The sequence below is a fragment of the Ruegeria sp. C10 genome, assembly GCF_056537805.1.
Genome location: NZ_JBQFSC010000003.1, coordinates 287278 through 304267, shown reverse-complemented (window position 1 = coordinate 304267; position 16990 = coordinate 287278). Strand labels below are relative to the sequence as shown.

The window sequence follows — 16990 nt, the reverse complement described above, 5'->3', positions numbered from 1 at the left end:
GGGATCACGAGGCGCTCTTGCACCCGGAGAAGACTTCTCCTCAAACCGCGCCGTCAGATTTCCCACAGGACCATGACGGTAAAGGATTGACTTTATGACCAACGTAGTAATCGCATCCGCCGCACGTACGGGCGTCGGTAGCTTTAGCGGTTCGTTTGCGAACACCCCCGCACATGATCTGGGCGCTGCCGTCCTTGAAGCAGTTGTCGAACGTGCCGGGATTGACAAGGGCGAAGTAAGCGAAACCATCATGGGCCAGGTCCTGACTGCCGCCCAAGGTCAGAACCCAGCGCGCCAGGCGCATATAAATGCGGGCTTGCCGCAGGAAAGCGCGGCTTGGGGCATCAACCAGGTCTGCGGTTCGGGTCTGCGTGCTGTTGCTCTGGGTGCACAGCATATCCAATTGGGCGATGCCGACATCGTTGCGGCTGGTGGACAAGAAAACATGACCCTGTCGCCCCATGCCGCCGCCCTGCGCGCCGGTCATAAGATGGGTGACATGAAATACATCGACACGATGATCCGCGATGGTCTGTGGGATGCCTTCAACGGCTATCACATGGGTCAAACGGCTGAGAACGTCGCCGAGAAATGGCAGATCAGCCGCGATATGCAGGATGAATTTGCGGTCGCCTCGCAAAACAAAGCCGAAGCGGCCCAGAACGCTGGCAAGTTCGCCGATGAAATCGTGCCCTTCACCATCAAGACCCGCAAGGGCGACATCGTGATGGACAAGGACGAATACATCCGCCACGGCGCGACAATCGAAGCCATGGGCAAACTGCGCCCCGCCTTCGCCAAGGACGGTTCTGTCACGGCCGCAAACGCTTCGGGCCTGAATGACGGTGCCGCAGCCACCCTGCTGATGTCGGCTGAGAATGCCGAAAAGCGTGGGATTGAGCCCTTGGCCCGAATTGCATCCTACGCGACCGCCGGACTTGACCCGTCGATCATGGGCGTTGGCCCGATCTACGCTTCGCGCAAGGCGCTGGAGAAAGCTGGATGGTCGGTCGATGATCTGGATCTGGTCGAAGCAAACGAAGCCTTCGCAGCGCAAGCCTGCGCTGTAAACAAAGACATGGGTTGGGATCCGTCGATCGTAAACGTCAATGGTGGTGCAATTGCCATCGGACACCCAATCGGCGCGTCCGGCTGCCGGGTTCTGAACACCCTGCTGTTCGAAATGAAGCGCCGGGATGCCAAGAAAGGTCTCGCGACCCTCTGCATCGGCGGCGGCATGGGTGTCGCCCTGTGTGTGGAGCGTGACTAAGTGCGCTGAAAACTAAATACAAAAGGGCGTCCACTGGGCGCCCTTTTTTGTTACAATCGGATCATACCCCTTAGATGCGACAATATCGCCGGACAGAAAGACAAGATCGATCACGAAACGATATTGCGCACCCTTAACTCTCAGAGTAACAGAATTACCAAGACGACTAAATTTGGAGGAGTCCTAAATGGCACGTACAGCACTCGTAACCGGCGGTTCCCGCGGCATCGGCGCAGCAATTTCCAAGGCGCTGAAGGCCGAAGGATACAATGTTGCCGCCACTTATGCAGGCAATGACGAAGCCGCCGCAAAGTTCACCGACGAAACCGGTATCAAAACCTATAAATGGAATGTTGCGGATTACGACGAATCCAAAGCGGGTATCGAAAAAGTCGAAGCCGAGGTCGGCCCGATCGACATCGTGGTCGCCAACGCCGGTATCACCCGCGACGCACCGTTCCACAAGATGACACCTGAACAGTGGCATCAGGTCATCGACACCAATCTGACTGGTGTTTTCAACACCGTGCACCCGGTATGGCCGGGTATGCGCGAGCGTAAATTTGGTCGTATCATCGTGATCAGCTCGATCAACGGTCAGAAAGGCCAGTTTGCGCAGGTCAACTATGCCGCAACCAAAGCGGGCGATCTGGGCATCGTGAAATCTCTGGCGCAGGAAGGTGCGCGGGCCGGTATCACGGCCAACGCGATCTGCCCCGGTTATATCGCGACCGAAATGGTCATGGCCGTGCCGGAAAAAGTGCGCGAATCGATCATCGGTCAAATCCCGGCTGGTCGTCTGGGTGAACCGGAAGAAATCGCGCGTTGCGTGGCCTTCCTGGCGTCGGACGATTCGCAGTTCATCAACGGCTCGACCATTTCCGCAAACGGTGCACAGTTCTTCGTCTAAACCGACGATCTGAGAATGAAAACGGGCCGGTCCATCAAGGACCGGCCCTTCTTTTATCCCGTAAGATCACGCGCGCTGCGATCAGCGGGAACCGAATAGCCAGGACCAGAATCCTACAACCGCCTTGCCGCGCTCTTCATGCGCGCGGTGAATGGCGTTCTGAATTGCTGGGTTTGTTGTCATCTCGATCATGCTGAACCCTTCTCAATCAAGTTGGATTTGTCTTGCCATCAACATGGCCTTTGATTTTAAATTACACAAACGAGAGTTTTCGATCCTTCAGTTCAGAAAAACTTAACCGCCATGACCGACCGCCTGCCTCCGCTGACTGCTTTGCGCGCCTTCGATGCCGCCGCACGACATATGTCGTTTGCCAAGGCGGCGGAGGAGCTGAATGTGACACCTGCGGCCCTGTCCTTTCAAATCAAGTCGTTAGAAGAGCATCTGGGCCACCCCGTGTTTCGCCGGCTCAATCGCGCCGTCGAACTGACCGAAGCCGGGCGCACATTGGCACCCGGAACCGCAGATGGCTTTGCCGCCCTGCAAGCCGCGTGGCAAGCGACGCGGAGGCTGCAGGATGAAACCAGCCTAACGGTTACCGCTGGCCCTGCCCTGACGGCGAAATGGCTGGCACCGCGCCTTTATGAATTCGCCCGTGCAAATCCGGGGATTGACCTGAAATTCTCGGCCACTCTGCGCAACATGGACCTTGAACGGGATGACGTGGACGTGGCGATCCGCTTTGGCTACGGGCCGGATGAGGGGCTCTATTCGGTTCCCGTCCGCAAGGAGTGGCTGACACCGGTTATGACCCCGGAGCTGGCCGAACAATTCCCCACGCCTGCGTCGTTGCGCGACGCCCCCCTGATCCATGACGATTCGATCAGTTTCCTCAAGCCGCGTTGCGACTGGCCCGCGTGGTTCCGTGCGGTTGGATTGGATTTCACTCCGACCCATGGGGCGCATTTTTCGAACGCCGATCACGCCATCGACGCTGCCGTGGCCGGGGTGGGCGTGGTTCTGGGGCGGCGCGCCATGATCCTGAAAGACCTGACCGAAGGGCGACTGGTCGCGCCGTTCAAAGTGGCACTGGAGACCGCCGGGCGATTTCGTTTCCTCTGCCTGCAAGGGGCAGAGAAGCGACCGCAGATCGCAGCGTTCCGCGACTGGTTCATTTCCGAGATTGAAAAGACCGCGCATATATCGGATGAGTTTGAAATCATCCCTGTTGAGAAGGTAGCTGGTGAATGAGCCGAATGGGCGCGACCGCGATTGGTTTTGTCGCCGTTTTGCTGTGGTCTCTGCTGGCGCTGTTCACTGTGGGTTCGGCCCCGACGCCGCCTTTGTTGTTGAACGCGATCTGTTTTACCATCGGCGGTACGCTGGGTCTGATTTGGACATTCGCCAGCGGCGGGCTGGTTCAACTGCGCCGGGTCGCGTGGACGACATACCTGCTTGGATCAATTGGCCTTTTTGGCTACCACGCGCTGTACTTTTCAGCCCTTCGCATGGCCCCTGCAGCCGAGGCTGGGCTTATCGCTTATCTCTGGCCTTTGCTGATCGTTCTTCTGTCAGGTCTGCTGCCCGGAGAACATCTGAAACCTGGTCACCTTATCGGAGCCTGCCTTGGCTTTGCTGGAGCCGCCGTCATCATCACGGGTGGTGGCAGCGCAGGGTTTCAGGTCCAGCATCTGCCCGGCTACGGGCTGGCCTTGCTGTGCGCGCTTACATGGTCCAGCTACTCGGTTCTATCGCGACGGCTGGGTGATGTGCCGACAAGTTCGGTCGCGGTGTTCTGCATTTTGACGGCGATCGCCTCATGGGCCTTGCATTTCACGGTGGAAGAAACGATCTGGCCGCAAGGCACATTTGGCTGGGCCTCGACCTTTGCACTTGGCCTGGGACCGGTTGGGCTGGCGTTCTATGTCTGGGATATCGGCGTCAAGCGCGGGGACATTCAAATACTGGGCACCGCCTCATACGCGGCACCTTTGCTATCGACGCTTGTGTTGGTTCTGGCCGGGATCGCCGCCCCGTCCTGGGGCCTGGCGATCGCGGCCTTGTTTGTCACCGGTGGCGCTGCCATCGCGGCCCGCGCCAGCCTGAAGGCCTAGAACCTTAGGTCGACAGGCGCTCGATCTCTTCTTTTAGCTTCAGCTTTTGCTTCTTCAGCTGTGCGATATGGAGATCGTCAATACCAGGTGAGCGTTGCGCTTCTTCCACTTCAAGACCGAGAATTTCGTGTTTTTTCTTCAACTCCGTCAGATGTGCGCTCACGCTCATGGCGGTCCTCCTTCTCTGGTTTGTAAGTGTCACGTAAGAAGTTGATCACATCATTTCCAGCCTGTCACGCTACAGACGCACGAAATCTATAATAAATCCGACAAATTCGGCTGGTCATTGCCGATCAGGCAAAGTGCCCGGTCAAATCCGCCGCATCGCGCAACACCGCCGAAACCACAGGAGTATAGCTTTCACCGTCTTCTACGTGCTGTTCACCGAGGTGCAGAATCAGCGGAGCGTGCAGCCGAAATGCGGCGCGTCCGCCCTTTCTGGCGCGCAAAACCACTAGCTCAGCCCCGCGATCCACACGGGGGGCCAGAGGTAGCACCTGAATCGAGCCCAAGCGGCCCGCGCACCCCGCAAGCATATCGGGCAGCCGGTCTGCCCTCTGGATCATGTGAAGATAACCGCGCGGCGCCAGACGTCGGGCGGCGACATTGATCCAGTCCTCAAGCGGCGTGTCTTCACCCAGTGCGATCTGCCGACCCGCGTCGGTGGCAGGGCTATGCGCGCCTGCCCGGTAGTAGGGCGGATTGGCGATCACATGATCGAACTGTTCTTGTCGCAGATCATTCGGTAGTGCGTTCAAATCCGCCTCAACCACGGTGATCGCTGCGTTTTGTTCCGAATTGCGGCGGGCCAGATCTGCATAGCCAGCCTGCAGTTCAACCCCAGTTGCCTTCAGGTGCGGCACTCGCGCCATTAGGCACTGAATAGCAGCCCCTGCCCCGCAGCCCAATTCCAGCACCGACTGGCCAGCTTGTGCCGGGACCGATGCCGCCAGTAAGACCGGATCGACCCCTGCACGATATCCTGAGCGCGGCTGCCACAGACGCACACGCCCGCCCAGAAAATCATTGCAGGTCAGATCACTGTCGGAAAAGCTGCTCATCGCCCCAGCGGGATCTCGTTATCGCGCATGACCCGTTCGGCGCGGGTCAGATCATCTGCCCGCACCATCAGGCGACGGGGAAAGATTCCGATGCCGCCTTCTAGGATGCTCATATTTACGTCCATCTGAAAGCAGTCTATATCCTCGCCCTCAAGGAGAGCCGTTGCAAAGGCTAGGATTGTCGGATCGGTGCTGCGCAATAGTTCTTTCATGGGGATGGATGTAAGGGCAAGGTGACAGGGATGTCGAGCCTTGTATCAGGAGAGTGATGAACGTCAGCACGATCTCGAAACCGCATGAGCGTCTGGCAGAGATGCTTGCGGGCGAAATGGCAGCGGTAAATACGCTGATTCGGACGCGTATGGCGTCGGAACATGCCCCGCGCATTCCCGAAGTGACCGCGCACCTGGTCGAGGCGGGCGGCAAGCGTCTGCGCCCGATGCTGACCCTGGCGGCGGCGCAGCTGTTCGGCTATTCAGGCGACCATCACGTCAAGCTGGCTGCAACGGTCGAGTTCATTCATACCGCAACCCTGCTGCATGACGATGTCGTCGATGAAAGCGGGCAGCGGCGCGGGCGACCCACGGCAAACCTGCTATGGGACAATAAATCCAGTGTTCTGGTTGGCGATTACCTGTTTTCCCGCAGCTTCCAGTTGATGGTCGAAACCGGTTCGTTGCGGGTTCTGGATATCCTTGCAAATGCATCGGCCACAATTGCCGAAGGCGAGGTGCTGCAGATGACAGCAGCCACCGATCTGGGCACGGATGAAGGTGTCTACCTGCAGGTTGTGCGCGGCAAAACGGCGGCGCTGTTTTCTGCCGCAACCGAAGTGGGTGGTGTGATCGCAGGCGCGACCGAGGCGCAGGTCAAGGCGCTGTATGACTATGGCGACGCGCTTGGAATCGCGTTCCAGATCGCAGATGATCTTTTGGATTATCAGGGCGATAGTGCGGCCACAGGCAAAAACGTCGGCGACGACTTCCGTGAACGCAAATTGACCCTGCCAGTGATCAAAGCCGTGGCTCAGGCAACTGCCGAGGAACACGCGTTTTGGGAACGGACGATCGGTCGCGGGCGGCAGGAAGAGGGTGATCTGGATCACGCTTTGTCGCTGATGGCCAAATACAGCACGCTGGATGCAACCCGCGCGGATGCGTTTGGTTGGGCGGCCAAGGCCAAGGCTGCGCTGGCGCCTCTTCCGGATCACGAAATCCGCACCCTGTTAGGCGATCTGGCCGATTACGTCGTATCGCGCCTTAACTGAGCGTCGTTGCGCGGCACCACCAACCGGGTTGGGCCGCGCCGATCTCATAGGCGGCAAAATGGGCTGCTTTGAGCGTTGGAAAAAGTGCGAAACAGGTTGAGCCTGAACCCGACATACGAACCATCAACGCGTCTCGGGTGCCTTCCAACGCCGCTATGACCTCCGCAATGCCCGGCGCTACAGATATTGCAGGTGCCTCTAAATCATTCCGCTGAACCTGCAACCACGTGGCGCAGTCTTCCGGTGTTTTGAATGCAGGGATCTCAGCAGGCATCGGTGCGTTGTCTCTGCTGTGCAAAGCGGAAAACACCGGGCCGGTGGGAACTTCAATACCCGGATTGACCAAAAGCGCCGGGAGGGGCGGCAACGCCATCGGCTCAATCTGTTCACCAATCCCGCGCATACGCGCTGCAGCAGCATGTATGCATACCGGGACATCCGCGCCGAGCGACAGCGACACGCTATCGGGCCACTCTCCCCCCTTCTTCACGGTGCGCAAAACCGCCGCAGCATCCGAGGAGCCGCCCCCGACACCGCCACCGTGCGGCAGTTGTTTGTTCAGATGAATGCGACCGGTCCAGCCTGCGGCCTCGGCGGCCTGCCAGACCAGATTGCGATCATCGGTCGGTACGCCATCCGAAAACTCACCCGTGACCGACAGAGACAGCTCGGGGCCGGAACTGAGGCTCAACTGATCCCCAACATCGGCAAAGGCCACCAACGAATCAAGCAGATGATAGCCATCCGCGCGTTGGCCGGTCACATGCAGGGTCAGGTTGATCTTGGCGGGGGCAAATGCCTCAGCCTTCATTGGCGACCTTCAGGGGTTCGGCACCTTCCTCGGCCAGAACCGCATCTAATCCGACTTCGATCTTGCGGCGGATGCGTTCAGGATCGGCTTCGCCGTCGGTATCTTCAGGATCAATGAAAGACAGTGCTCGTTTCCACTGGAACTCGGCTTCACGCCCACGACCTACGGCCCAGTAAACATCGCCCAGATGGTCATTTACCACCGGATCGACCGGCATCAGCTCAACGGCGCGCTCCATGTGGTCAACTGCTTCGTCGTACCGGCCCAGGCGGAACAACACCCAGCCCAAGCTGTCAACGATATAGCCGCTGTCAGGGCGCGCTGCGACGGCGCGTTCGATCATATTCAACGCTTCGTCCAATTTCTCGCGCCGCTCGACCAGCGAATACCCGAGATAGTTCAGCACCTGTGGTTGGTCCGGGTTCAACTCAAGCGCGCGGCGGAAATCGGCCTCGGCCTCGTCCCAGTTCTTCAGGCGTTCATGCGATATCCCGCGGGCATAATGCAGGAACCAGTTTCCGCCTGCACCCTCTTCCGTCAGGCCAATCGCCTTGTCGTAAGAGGTGACCGCTGCCGCGTAATCCTCTTGCTGGCGCCGCAGGTCGGCCAGGGCTACATGCACACCGGGCAAATCGGGGCTTTGAGCGGCAAGGTTTTGCAGGACCTCGGCGGCAGCTTCTTTTCTGTCAGAGCGACTTAGGACCTCGGCGCGCCCCAGCTCGGCGGCATGATAATCGCTGCTGTTCGGAGGCACCTGCCGATAGACATCAACCGCCAGATCATATTGTTCCAGCCCATCCAACAACTCAGCGCTTAGCAAAAGCGCATCAATATGGTCAGGCCGCAGAAAGGCCGCGACGCGGGCATATAGCAGAACATAATCCTGCGCGGCCTCCGCACTCAGCGCAGCGCCAACGGTGAAGAAAACCTCGGCCATGCCATCCTGTGCAGAACGGACATGGGTAAAGGGCAGCGTTTCGCCATCAGACAGCCGAGTGACGTAACCTTCGATGGTCGGATCACTGCCGGCGGCAAAGACGTTATCCAGAAATTCCAGCGCATCGTCGTTGCGATCCAGCTGCGACAGCACTTCGGCACGCGCCAGCGCAGCCCGGCGTGAAAAACGGGCGACCAGGCCATCATCTGCGGCAAGGATCGCCTCGGCCCCCTCAAAGTCTCCGACTGACGCCAACGCCATGGCCTTGTGATAAAGTGCAAATTCTTTCAGACCTTCCTGCGTGGTAACAACGTCAAATTGTTCCATCGCTTTGGTCATGGCGCCTTGCCCCATATGAGCCCAAGCAATCATCAGGCCATCAACCAGCGGTCCAACCCCTTGCGTTTCAGGATCGCGGGCCAGAAATTCATCCAGCTTGCCATCTGCCACCAGATTGGCGGCGATCACCATCCGAGCGGCCTGGCTGGGCAGTTCATTTTCCTCGATAACTTCGGCGACGGTCAGGGCCCGCTCAATCTCACCCAAAGCGAGCCGGGCGACGACCACGTTTTCCAGCAGTTTCGGATTTTGGGGATCAGCGCGCAGCGCCTGCGCATAGTAACGCTCGGCAGCGGGATAATCGCTCTGATAAATCGCCTGACGTCCAGCCAGATACGACCCCGATCCGGTATCCGATACCGCAGGGAGCGCAATTGAAGAGCTGAGGATCACGGCCAGTGCCGCACGTCGAACCAGGGAAACCACTGATAATCTGCCTTGCTGTCGTTGACTGACCGACAAGCTAGGGCTTTGCTGGGCGAGAGGCAATGGCAGAGCCTTCACGACCCTGCCAACGCCCGTGTTCTTGCCTACATATTGGGGTAGTTCGGCCCGTCGCCGCCCTGCGGTGTAGTCCAGGTGATGTTCTGGCTGGGATCCTTGATGTCACAGGTCTTGCAGTGAACACAGTTCTGGAAGTTGATCACGAATCGCGGCCCGTCTTCATCCTCGACCATCTCATAGACGCCTGCGGGGCAGTAACGCTGCGCCGGCTCGTCGAATTTGGGCAGGTTGACCTTAACCGGGATATCCGGGTCGGCCAGTTTCAGATGGCAAGGCTGGCTTTCCTCGTGGTTGGTGGCCGCAAACGATACGTTCGTCAGGCGGTCAAAGGACAGTGTGCCATCGGGTTTCGGATAGTCGATGGGTTGATGCTTGCTGGCATCTTCGGTCGATTCCGCGTCGTTCTTGCCGTGGCCCAGCGTGCCCAACAGCGAGAAGCCCAGCGTGTTGGTCCACATGTCCATACCGCCCAGTACCAGGCTGGCGGTCAGGCCGTATTTCGACCACAGCGGTTTGACGTTGCGCACCTTCTTCAGATCCGAGCCGATTGCACCATCGCGAACGTCGGCCTCATAAGCGGTCAGCTCATCACCCGAACGCTCGGCCTTGATGGCATCATAGGCGGCTTCGGCCGCGGCCTTGCCTGACAGCATCGCGTTGTGGTTGCCCTTGATGCGCGGCACGTTGACCATGCCCGCCGAGCAACCCAACAGCGCAACACCCGGTGCGACCAGTTTCGGCATCGACTGGTAGCCACCCTCGGTGATCGCGCGGGCACCATAAGCCACACGCTTGCCGCCTTTCAGCAGCTCGGCCACCATCGGGTGGTGCTTGAAACGCTGGAATTCCATGTAGGGGTACAGGTGCGGGTTCTTGTAGTTAAGGTGGACCACAAAACCGACATAGACCTGATTATTTTCAAGGTGATAGATGAACGACCCGCCACCCGCGTTGCTGCCCAGCGGCCAGCCCATGGTGTGCGTGACGCTGCCTTCTTTGTGCTTGGCCGGATCAATCTCCCAGATCTCTTTCATGCCAACGCCGTATTTCTGCGGCTCTTTACCGGCAGACAGGTCGTATTTGGCGATGACTTCCTTGGACAGTGAGCCGCGCACGCCTTCCGACAGGAAGACATATTTGCCATGCAGTTCCATGCCCGGCTCGGTGTTGGGGCCGTAGGATCCGTCTGGCTCCAGACCAAATACACCGGCTACAACGCCTTTGACTTCACCGTTCTCACCGTAGACCAGCTCGGAACAGGCCATGCCGGGGAAGATTTCGACGCCTAGTTCTTCGGCCTGCTCTGCCATCCAGCGGCAGACATTGCCCATCGAGACGATGTAGTTGCCGTGGTTGTTCATCAGCGGCGGCATCGGGAAATTGGGGATGCGGATCTTGCCAGCCTCGCCCAGCATGTAGAAATTGTCTTCATGCACAGGCACGTTCAGCGGGGCACCCTTTTCCTTCCAATCGGGGATCAGAGCATCCAGACCACAAGGGTCCAGCACCGCACCCGACAGGATATGCGCACCCACTTCCGAACCCTTCTCTAGAACCACGACATTCAGGTCGGCATCCAGCTGTTTCAGACGGATGGCCGCAGACAGGCCCGCAGGGCCAGCGCCCACGATCACCACGTCATATTCCATCGCTTCGCGTTCAATCTCGGCCATCGCGGGCTCCTTAGCTAACTTTCCGAATTGGCGCTTTCTTCATGCGGTCGGCGCAATATTGTTTCTCGGCTGATTACATGGTCATAAAGACTTTGGTCAATCGAAACACGGCGTAACAACGCCGCTATTCGACACTTCAGGCTTCGGGTGCGTCCCCCATAAGGTATCTGGGACCGCTACCATGGGATTTGGCCCTGTCATCGGGGTTGTAAAGCTTGCATTTCGGCAGGCTGAGGCAGCCACAACCAATACATCCATCCAGATTGTCGCGCAGTCGCATCAGCGTATCGATTCGCTGATCCAGATGCGTGCGCAGCCGTTCGCTGATACTCTTCCAGTCCTGAGGCGTCGGTGTGCGGTTTCCTGGCAAGCCCGACAATACCTCGCGGATCTCGGGCAAAGTCAGACCGAATTGCTGCGCGATCATCACAAAGCTTAGCCGTCGGATATCGGCGCGCTGATAACGCCGCTGCCCACCCGCGTTACGCCATGGAGATATCAAACCTTGCGCCTCGTAGTATCGGATCGCCGACACCGCCAACCCGGTGCGCCGGGCCAATGCTCCAATCGCCAGACCTTCCGAAAAAACCATTACATCCTCCCAAAGAAATCTCTTGACCTAAAGTTAGGTTTAGAAATTACAGTGAGTCGGGACAAGCCTCAAATTGGAAGGAGAATCCCATGATGGCGACGCTGGAACATACTAATTTCACGGTCCGCGACCCAAAGGCATCTGCGGCGTGGATGCAGAAAGTCTTCGACTGGAAAACACGCTGGGAAGGCCCTGCCATTGCCGGTGGCTATACGGTGCATGTGGGCAGCCCACATACCTATCTGGCACTCTACGCCCCCGGCGATCCCAAGCCATCAGGCGAAAACAGCTATGATTTCGTGGGCGGCTTGAACCATGTAGGTGTGCTGGTCGAGGATATCGACGCCACCGAGGAAAAGGTCCGCAAAGCGGGATTTGAACCGCACAACCACGCAGACTATGAGCCAGGCAAGCGGTTCTATTTCGAAGATGACAATGGCATCGAATTCGAAGTGGTTCAGTATGATTGAGATGCTGTGGCTTGGGCACGAAGCCAGCCGCTGGCGAAATGGGGAATTGTTGGGACAGCGCCACAGGCGCACCCGCCCCCCGGAACGGCGGCGCTAAGTTGCGAGTTTACTGACAACGCACACCTCCCCTCTTGCAATTCACGCCTCATTTGGGTCAGGTAATTGCCAACCCATCCTTCGCCCCGACGCTATTGTGCGGCGGGGCGTAACAATTTCTGCGTGGACGACAAGACAATGGAAAAGATCCCCATGACGCCTTCGGGCAATGCCGCGCTCGAGGCAGAGCTGAAGAATCTGAAATCCGTCGAGCGCCCGGCGATCATCGAGGCGATTGCCTCAGCCCGCGAACTGGGCGACCTGAAAGAAAACGCCGAATACCACTCGGCGCGCGAAAAGCAGGGCTTTATCGAAGGCCGCATCAAAGAGCTTGAAGGCATCCTGTCGCTGGCAGATGTCATTGATCCGGCCAAACTGTCAGGGGCCATCAAGTTCGGCGCGAAGGTCACGTTGGTGGATGAAGATACCGACGAAGAAAAGACCTGGCAGATCGTGGGTGAGTATGAGGCCAATATCGAAGCGGGCCTTCTGAACATCAAATCCCCCATCGCCCGCGCCCTGATCGGCAAAGAAGAAGGCGACAGTGTCGAGGTCCGCACCCCCGGAGGCGTGCGCTCTTATGAAGTTCTGAGTATCGAATACGCCTGACCGGAGCGTTTGTCATGTCAGGGTCTGAACCTGAGCAAGAACCCGAGAAACCCACCTCGCTGGGTATCTACGACCGTCCGGCGCACCGTTCGGTCACCGAGATCGAGATTGCAGCAGTTGTTCTCAGCCTGATCTGGCTGGTGGTGTCGGTCGTGTTTCTGGTACTGCCCGGCGGGCAACAAGGAGGGTTCATCGTCACCTTCCTGGCGGTGTTCATGCCGGTCGCAATGATCTGGGTCGCAGCCCTTGCGATGCGCGCCAGCCGCGTGATGCGCGAAGAAAGCGCCCGCCTGCAGACAGCCATCGATGCGATCCGCAACAGCTATGTCGTACAGCAACAACGCGCGGCCAGCACGTATGAGCCGACGGTCGGCAAGAAACTGGATGAAATCGCCGAAAGCGCAAAAAAGACCGAGAGCGCGCTGGCGACATTCTCGACCAATCGCGGTGAACCCGGGCGCACCCAAAGGCCCGCGCCGGACATGGCCAATCAGACTTCGTTGGAACTTGGCACCTCAGCGGAAGAAATGGCGCCCCCGTTGCCCACCGACATCTTTATCCGCGCCCTGAACTTCCCCGAGACGCAAAGCGATGCCGAGGGATTTAACGCGCTGCGGCTTGCATTGAAAGATCGCAAGACCTCGAAACTTGTGCAGGCCTCACAAGATGTTCTGACCCTTCTCAGCCAGGAAGGCATCTATATGGATGACCTGCGCCCCGATATGGCGCGACCCGAAGTCTGGCGGCAATTTGCCCAAGGCGCGCGCGGGCGGTCGGTGGCTGCCTTGGGTGGCATTCGGGACCGTTCGTCACTGGCGCTGACTGCGGCGCGGATGAAACAGGATCCGATCTTTCGCGATGCCGCACACCATTTCCTGCGCCGCTTTGACCATATGATCGTCGAGTTCGAACCTAATGCCAGCGATGCCGAGCTTACAGCCCTGAGCGAAACCCGCACAGCGCGTGCCTTCATGCTGGTGGGGCGTGTCGCAGGGACGTTCGATTAAAGCCCAAAATTCCCGTAGGGTATGAACCTCACCAGATCGCCGGGCTTGATATCGCGGGCACCGTCCTCGATTTCGACCAAGCCTTCGGCCCAGCTCAGCCCGCTGATCCGGCCAGATCCTTCCGAATGGAATACCTCGGCCTGTCCTTCACGGATGCGCGCCCGCAGATATTCGCGACGCCCCGGTTTCTTGCGCTTTTCGAACGCGGCGGGCACGTCGAAGCCTTGCGGCTCTTGCCAGCCTGCACCGGCCAGCAGGTTCAGTGCCGGGCAGGCAAAGATCAACGTGCAAACCAGTGCTGCCACCGGATTGCCCGGCAAGCCAAACACCGGCGTCTGATCCCACATGCCCAGCGCCAATGGTCGCCCGGGTTTTAATGCGATGCGCCATTCCTGCATCGCCCCGGCCTCTCGCAATAATGCCGAGACGTGATCTTCATCGCCGGCGGAGGCCCCGCCACTGGTCAGGATTACATCCACTTGCTGAGCCGCGCGATCCAAATGCTGTTTCAGCGCCGCGCGATCATCCTCGGCGCGCCCAAGATCAACCGCTTTGAATCCAATCCGCTCGACCAGTGACAGCAGCATCGGACGATTGGCATCATAAATCTGCCCCAGTCCGGCGCTGTCACCCGGCTCGACCAGCTCATCCCCGGTCGATAGTACCCCGACGCGCAAAACCTTGCGGACGGAAACCTCAGCCAGACCAACCGCCGACAAAAGCGCCAGATCCGTTGGTGTTAAACGCCGCCCAACTGGCAAGGTCAGCGCGCCTTCAACCACGTCTTCGCCTGCCTTTCGCGTGTTCGCGCCCTGTTTTAACGGACCTCGGAATGCAATGTGCCCCTGATCAAAGGTCACATCCTCTTCCAATATGACCGTATTAACACCCTTTGGCAGTGCAGCTCCGGTAAGAATGCGTATCGCATGGCCCTCTGGGACCTCACCGTCAAAGGGTACACCCGCAGCCGCCCGGCCCTCAACCAATGGCATGACACAGGGTCCGTCCGGCACCGGACCGGCAAATCCGTACCCATCGACAGCGGTGTTGGGCTGAGGCGGGTTTGATCGTTTGGCCGACACGTCCACCGCCAGAACTCGGTCCGCCGCCCGCATCACGGGCACGTTTTCAACCCCAGCTACCACCGACAATCTGTCTCGCAAAAGCGCCAGAGCCTCATCAACGGGTGTCCAGTTCACCCCTGCAGGCAAGGCGAAACAATCATTGCGCAAGGGCGGAGGTGAGATATCCGGCGTGCTCATAATCCGACCTCTTCCAGGATAAAATCTGCAATGGCCGCCGTATCATCCAGATCAAACACCGGACAATCCAATTCCAAAGGCGTATCACTTGCAACCGCGCGAACCGTGTCATCATCCGTGGCGATCAGCGGATTTCCGGGTTCTGCGCGAAACGCTTCGATCTTGGGGTGACGCTCGCGTTTGAAGCCTTCGATCAACACCAGATCGACAGGAGACAACCGCGACAGCAAGGTGTCCAGCTTCGGCTCGGGCGCACCGCGCAACTCCTGCATCAGTGCGATCCGCTGGCCGGATGCCAACAGCACTTCGGACGCACCCGCCGCGCGATGCCGCTGGCTGTCGGTACCCGGATGGTCTACGTCGACGGAATGATGCGCATGTTTAACGGTGGAAACGGTATACCCACGTCCGGTGATTTCAGCCACCAGCCGTTCCACTAGGCCGGTTTTGCCCGCGTTTTTCCAACCGGTGACGCCGTAGACCCTCATACCTGCTCCAACAAGGTTTCAGCGCGGGCCAGATCATCGGGAGTGTTGACGTTGAAGAACGGATCAAACGGCTGGGCCGAAAACAGCGCCTCTCGCCCATCATGCTGGTCGGTCCACAGGACAACCTTGCGCAATCCAGCGTTCAACGCTTCCCTCAGATCATCGCGCAATACTACCGGCCAGAGCCCAAAGGTCGGATGCCGATTGATCCGCTTGCCGCCGCCGGATTTTAATGCCTCGTCACTCGTGCGCGGGGTGGTTGCCAGAACAAGGGGGTATTTCTGCCCTTTGGATGCGTTCACCAGTTGCGCCACAAGATCATGCGGAAAGAACGGAGTATCCGCCGCAACCGTCACGATAGATTGAGCGCCCTGTTCAGCGGCCCAATCAAGCCCGGCCAAAACGCCGGCCAGCGGTCCTGCAAAGCCCTCGATCGAGTCCGAAACAACCGGCAAGTTCAAGCGAGCAAACCGTTCGGCATCGCCGTTGGCGTTCAAAGCCAGCCCGCCGACCTGAGGGCGCAGCCTGTCTATCACCCGATCCAGCAGGCTCTGCCCGCCGATCCGCAACAGCCCTTTATCGCCGCCTCCCATTCGCGTTGCGAGGCCGCCTGCCAGAATAACCCCCAGCGGTTTTTGCGACTGTTCAGCCATCGGCACTTTTCCTGCGATGTTTTTTGTCCTCAATCGCCACGCTCGACGGATCAACATCGCGCACCAATCGGTCTTCGCCCGACAAACACACGAACCGCTGCCCGCGCATCCGGCCGATCAGAGTCAAACCGACCTCGCGCGCGATCTCGACACCCCAGGCGGTGAATCCCGATCGCGAAGCGAGAACTGGGATGCCCATCATCGCCGTTTTGATCACCATTTCCGAGGTCAAACGACCGGTCGTATAGAGGATCTTGTCAGACGCGCTCGCACTCTCGGAGAGCATCCAGCCTGCGATCTTGTCGACTGCGTTATGGCGGCCCACGTCTTCCATATAAACCAACGGGTGGCTTTCATGACAAAGCACCGTACCATGGATGGCACCCGCCTCAAGGTACAGAGACGGGGTGCGGTTGATCTTGGACGCCAACTCATACAGCCACGAGGTGCGCACCGAGACCTGTGGCAGGCGCACGTCCTCTAGCCCCTCCATCATGTCTCCGAACACAGTGCCTACTGCGCAACCGCTGGTACGGGTCTTCTTCTTCAGCTTGTCCTCGTATGAGGTCTCACGCGCGGTACGCACGACCACGGTTTCCAGATCGTCGTCATAGTCGACCCGAGTAATTTCATCATCTGCAAGCAGCATCCCCTGATTACGCAGAAACCCGAGCGCAAGGTATTCGGGATAGTCGCCGATGGTCATTGCCGTCACGATTTCCTGTGAGTTGAGGAAAATGGTCAGCGGGCGTTCCTCGACCACCGAGATCTGACTTATCTCACCATTCTGGTCCACACCCTCGACACCGCGCGTCAGGCGCGCAGCCCCCGGATCGGGCGCAATGAGGTAGTCTGACAGGTCGATCTCCGTGGCCAATTGCAACCCCTTCCCAAGACGGCTACTGCTGCTCGCGTCACCATAGGATT

At 58.8% G+C, this 16990-nt stretch carries 19 protein-coding genes; 8 read left to right on the top strand and 11 right to left on the bottom strand.

The features are described 5' to 3' along the window. The first annotated feature begins 94 nt into the window (after positions 1 to 94). The 4 genes from ACR0DE_RS15395 to yddG all read left to right on the top strand — a co-directional run bounded on the left by ACR0DE_RS15395 (position 95) and on the right by yddG (position 4294). Complete coding sequence (locus ACR0DE_RS15395) at positions 95 to 1270, top strand: acetyl-CoA C-acetyltransferase (RefSeq protein WP_170395746.1); 1176 nt, start codon at positions 95 to 97, stop codon at positions 1268 to 1270. Positions 1271 to 1457: 187 nt separating this feature from the next. Beyond that, the gene (gene phbB / locus ACR0DE_RS15390) at positions 1458 to 2180 is read left to right on the top strand and encodes an acetoacetyl-CoA reductase (protein WP_170395744.1); all 723 of its coding nucleotides are present in this window, start codon (positions 1458 to 1460) and stop codon (positions 2178 to 2180) included. Positions 2181 to 2483: 303 nt separating this feature from the next. Further along, entirely contained in the window at positions 2484 to 3431 is a 948-nt protein-coding gene (locus ACR0DE_RS15385) for a transcriptional regulator GcvA (RefSeq protein WP_170513880.1), read from the top strand. After that, on the top strand, positions 3428 to 4294 hold the full coding sequence (gene yddG, locus ACR0DE_RS15380; RefSeq protein ID WP_170423689.1) for an aromatic amino acid exporter YddG: 867 nt from the start codon (positions 3428 to 3430) through the stop codon (positions 4292 to 4294). Before ACR0DE_RS15385 ends, yddG begins: the two co-directional genes overlap by 4 nt. A gap of 4 nt (positions 4295 to 4298) precedes the next feature. Here the strand turns inward: yddG and ACR0DE_RS15375 are convergent, their stop codons facing one another. The 3 genes from ACR0DE_RS15375 to ACR0DE_RS15365 all read right to left on the bottom strand — a co-directional run bounded on the left by ACR0DE_RS15375 (position 4299) and on the right by ACR0DE_RS15365 (position 5567). Continuing rightward, positions 4299 to 4463: a YdcH family protein gene (locus ACR0DE_RS15375; RefSeq protein WP_170395738.1), complete on the bottom strand. Its 165-nt coding sequence runs from the start codon at positions 4461 to 4463 to the stop codon at positions 4299 to 4301. A 124-nt stretch (positions 4464 to 4587) separates the two neighbouring features. Next, positions 4588 to 5355, bottom strand: coding sequence for a methyltransferase (locus tag ACR0DE_RS15370; protein ID WP_170395736.1), 768 nt, complete (start codon positions 5353 to 5355; stop codon positions 4588 to 4590). Next, the gene (locus ACR0DE_RS15365) at positions 5352 to 5567 is read right to left on the bottom strand and encodes a putative signal transducing protein (RefSeq protein ID WP_008755664.1); all 216 of its coding nucleotides are present in this window, start codon (positions 5565 to 5567) and stop codon (positions 5352 to 5354) included. Before ACR0DE_RS15365 ends, ACR0DE_RS15370 begins: the two co-directional genes overlap by 4 nt. A 56-nt stretch (positions 5568 to 5623) precedes the next feature. Between ACR0DE_RS15365 and ACR0DE_RS15360 the strand changes: the two genes are divergently transcribed. Beyond that, positions 5624 to 6622, top strand: coding sequence for a polyprenyl synthetase family protein (locus tag ACR0DE_RS15360; RefSeq protein ID WP_170395734.1), 999 nt, complete (start codon positions 5624 to 5626; stop codon positions 6620 to 6622). Here ACR0DE_RS15360 and ACR0DE_RS15355 read toward each other — a convergent pair. The 4 genes from ACR0DE_RS15355 to soxR all read right to left on the bottom strand — a co-directional run bounded on the left by ACR0DE_RS15355 (position 6615) and on the right by soxR (position 11478). After that, on the bottom strand, positions 6615 to 7433 hold the full coding sequence (locus tag ACR0DE_RS15355; protein WP_170395733.1) for a 4-(cytidine 5'-diphospho)-2-C-methyl-D-erythritol kinase: 819 nt from the start codon (positions 7431 to 7433) through the stop codon (positions 6615 to 6617). The genes ACR0DE_RS15360 and ACR0DE_RS15355 overlap by 8 nt on opposite strands. Next, positions 7423 to 9135 (bottom strand): tetratricopeptide repeat protein, encoded by a 1713-nt coding sequence (locus tag ACR0DE_RS15350; RefSeq protein WP_480754107.1) that lies wholly within the window; start codon positions 9133 to 9135, stop codon positions 7423 to 7425. Before ACR0DE_RS15350 ends, ACR0DE_RS15355 begins: the two co-directional genes overlap by 11 nt. A 104-nt stretch (positions 9136 to 9239) precedes the next feature. Then, positions 9240 to 10886: an electron transfer flavoprotein-ubiquinone oxidoreductase gene (locus ACR0DE_RS15345; RefSeq protein ID WP_480754105.1), complete on the bottom strand. Its 1647-nt coding sequence runs from the start codon at positions 10884 to 10886 to the stop codon at positions 9240 to 9242. A gap of 136 nt (positions 10887 to 11022) precedes the next feature. After that, the gene (gene soxR, locus ACR0DE_RS15340; protein ID WP_480754103.1) at positions 11023 to 11478 is read right to left on the bottom strand and encodes a redox-sensitive transcriptional activator SoxR; all 456 of its coding nucleotides are present in this window, start codon (positions 11476 to 11478) and stop codon (positions 11023 to 11025) included. A gap of 89 nt (positions 11479 to 11567) precedes the next feature. On the opposite strand from soxR, the gene ACR0DE_RS15335 reads away from it, so the two are divergent. The 3 genes from ACR0DE_RS15335 to ACR0DE_RS15325 all read left to right on the top strand — a co-directional run bounded on the left by ACR0DE_RS15335 (position 11568) and on the right by ACR0DE_RS15325 (position 13660). Further along, a complete protein-coding gene (locus ACR0DE_RS15335; RefSeq protein ID WP_170408363.1) occupies positions 11568 to 11948 on the top strand; it encodes a VOC family protein in 381 nt (126 codons plus the stop codon). 234 nt (positions 11949 to 12182) lie between these two features. Beyond that, on the top strand, positions 12183 to 12653 hold the full coding sequence (gene greA / locus ACR0DE_RS15330; protein ID WP_170395722.1) for a transcription elongation factor GreA: 471 nt from the start codon (positions 12183 to 12185) through the stop codon (positions 12651 to 12653). A gap of 14 nt (positions 12654 to 12667) precedes the next feature. Then, on the top strand, positions 12668 to 13660 hold the full coding sequence (locus ACR0DE_RS15325) for a hypothetical protein (protein ID WP_170395720.1): 993 nt from the start codon (positions 12668 to 12670) through the stop codon (positions 13658 to 13660). Here ACR0DE_RS15325 and ACR0DE_RS15320 read toward each other — a convergent pair. Genes ACR0DE_RS15320 through ACR0DE_RS15305 form a run of 4 tightly spaced genes read right to left on the bottom strand, consistent with a single transcriptional unit; the run spans position 13657 to position 16946 of the window. After that, a complete protein-coding gene (locus ACR0DE_RS15320) occupies positions 13657 to 14922 on the bottom strand; it encodes a molybdenum cofactor synthesis domain-containing protein (protein WP_480754101.1) in 1266 nt (421 codons plus the stop codon). The genes ACR0DE_RS15325 and ACR0DE_RS15320 overlap by 4 nt on opposite strands. Then, positions 14919 to 15410, bottom strand: coding sequence for a molybdopterin-guanine dinucleotide biosynthesis protein B (mobB, locus tag ACR0DE_RS15315; RefSeq protein WP_223117526.1), 492 nt, complete (start codon positions 15408 to 15410; stop codon positions 14919 to 14921). The genes ACR0DE_RS15320 and mobB overlap by 4 nt, the downstream gene beginning before the upstream one ends. Then, a complete protein-coding gene (gene mobA, locus ACR0DE_RS15310) occupies positions 15407 to 16063 on the bottom strand; it encodes a molybdenum cofactor guanylyltransferase MobA (RefSeq protein WP_480754099.1) in 657 nt (218 codons plus the stop codon). The genes mobB and mobA overlap by 4 nt, the downstream gene beginning before the upstream one ends. Then, a complete protein-coding gene (locus ACR0DE_RS15305; protein ID WP_170396088.1) occupies positions 16056 to 16946 on the bottom strand; it encodes a formate dehydrogenase accessory sulfurtransferase FdhD in 891 nt (296 codons plus the stop codon). Before ACR0DE_RS15305 ends, mobA begins: the two co-directional genes overlap by 8 nt. Positions 16947 to 16990: the final 44 nt, after the last annotated feature.

Coding starts and splice junctions, on each gene's coding strand:
- ACR0DE_RS15395 (WP_170395746.1), top strand. CDS start 95: ATGACCAACGTAGTAATCGCATCCGCCGCACGTACGGGCGTCGGTAGC.
- phbB (WP_170395744.1), top strand. CDS start 1,458: ATGGCACGTACAGCACTCGTAACCGGCGGTTCCCGCGGCATCGGCGCA.
- ACR0DE_RS15385 (WP_170513880.1), top strand. CDS start 2,484: ATGACCGACCGCCTGCCTCCGCTGACTGCTTTGCGCGCCTTCGATGCC.
- yddG (WP_170423689.1), top strand. CDS start 3,428: ATGAGCCGAATGGGCGCGACCGCGATTGGTTTTGTCGCCGTTTTGCTG.
- ACR0DE_RS15375 (WP_170395738.1), bottom strand. CDS start 4,463: ATGAGCGTGAGCGCACATCTGACGGAGTTGAAGAAAAAACACGAAATT.
- ACR0DE_RS15370 (WP_170395736.1), bottom strand. CDS start 5,355: ATGAGCAGCTTTTCCGACAGTGATCTGACCTGCAATGATTTTCTGGGC.
- ACR0DE_RS15365 (WP_008755664.1), bottom strand. CDS start 5,567: ATGAAAGAACTATTGCGCAGCACCGATCCGACAATCCTAGCCTTTGCA.
- ACR0DE_RS15360 (WP_170395734.1), top strand. CDS start 5,624: ATGAACGTCAGCACGATCTCGAAACCGCATGAGCGTCTGGCAGAGATG.
- ACR0DE_RS15355 (WP_170395733.1), bottom strand. CDS start 7,433: ATGAAGGCTGAGGCATTTGCCCCCGCCAAGATCAACCTGACCCTGCAT.
- ACR0DE_RS15345 (WP_480754105.1), bottom strand. CDS start 10,886: ATGGCCGAGATTGAACGCGAAGCGATGGAATATGACGTGGTGATCGTG.
- soxR (WP_480754103.1), bottom strand. CDS start 11,478: ATGGTTTTTTCGGAAGGTCTGGCGATTGGAGCATTGGCCCGGCGCACC.
- ACR0DE_RS15335 (WP_170408363.1), top strand. CDS start 11,568: ATGATGGCGACGCTGGAACATACTAATTTCACGGTCCGCGACCCAAAG.
- greA (WP_170395722.1), top strand. CDS start 12,183: ATGGAAAAGATCCCCATGACGCCTTCGGGCAATGCCGCGCTCGAGGCA.
- ACR0DE_RS15325 (WP_170395720.1), top strand. CDS start 12,668: ATGTCAGGGTCTGAACCTGAGCAAGAACCCGAGAAACCCACCTCGCTG.
- ACR0DE_RS15320 (WP_480754101.1), bottom strand. CDS start 14,922: ATGAGCACGCCGGATATCTCACCTCCGCCCTTGCGCAATGATTGTTTC.
- mobB (WP_223117526.1), bottom strand. CDS start 15,410: ATGAGGGTCTACGGCGTCACCGGTTGGAAAAACGCGGGCAAAACCGGC.
- mobA (WP_480754099.1), bottom strand. CDS start 16,063: ATGGCTGAACAGTCGCAAAAACCGCTGGGGGTTATTCTGGCAGGCGGC.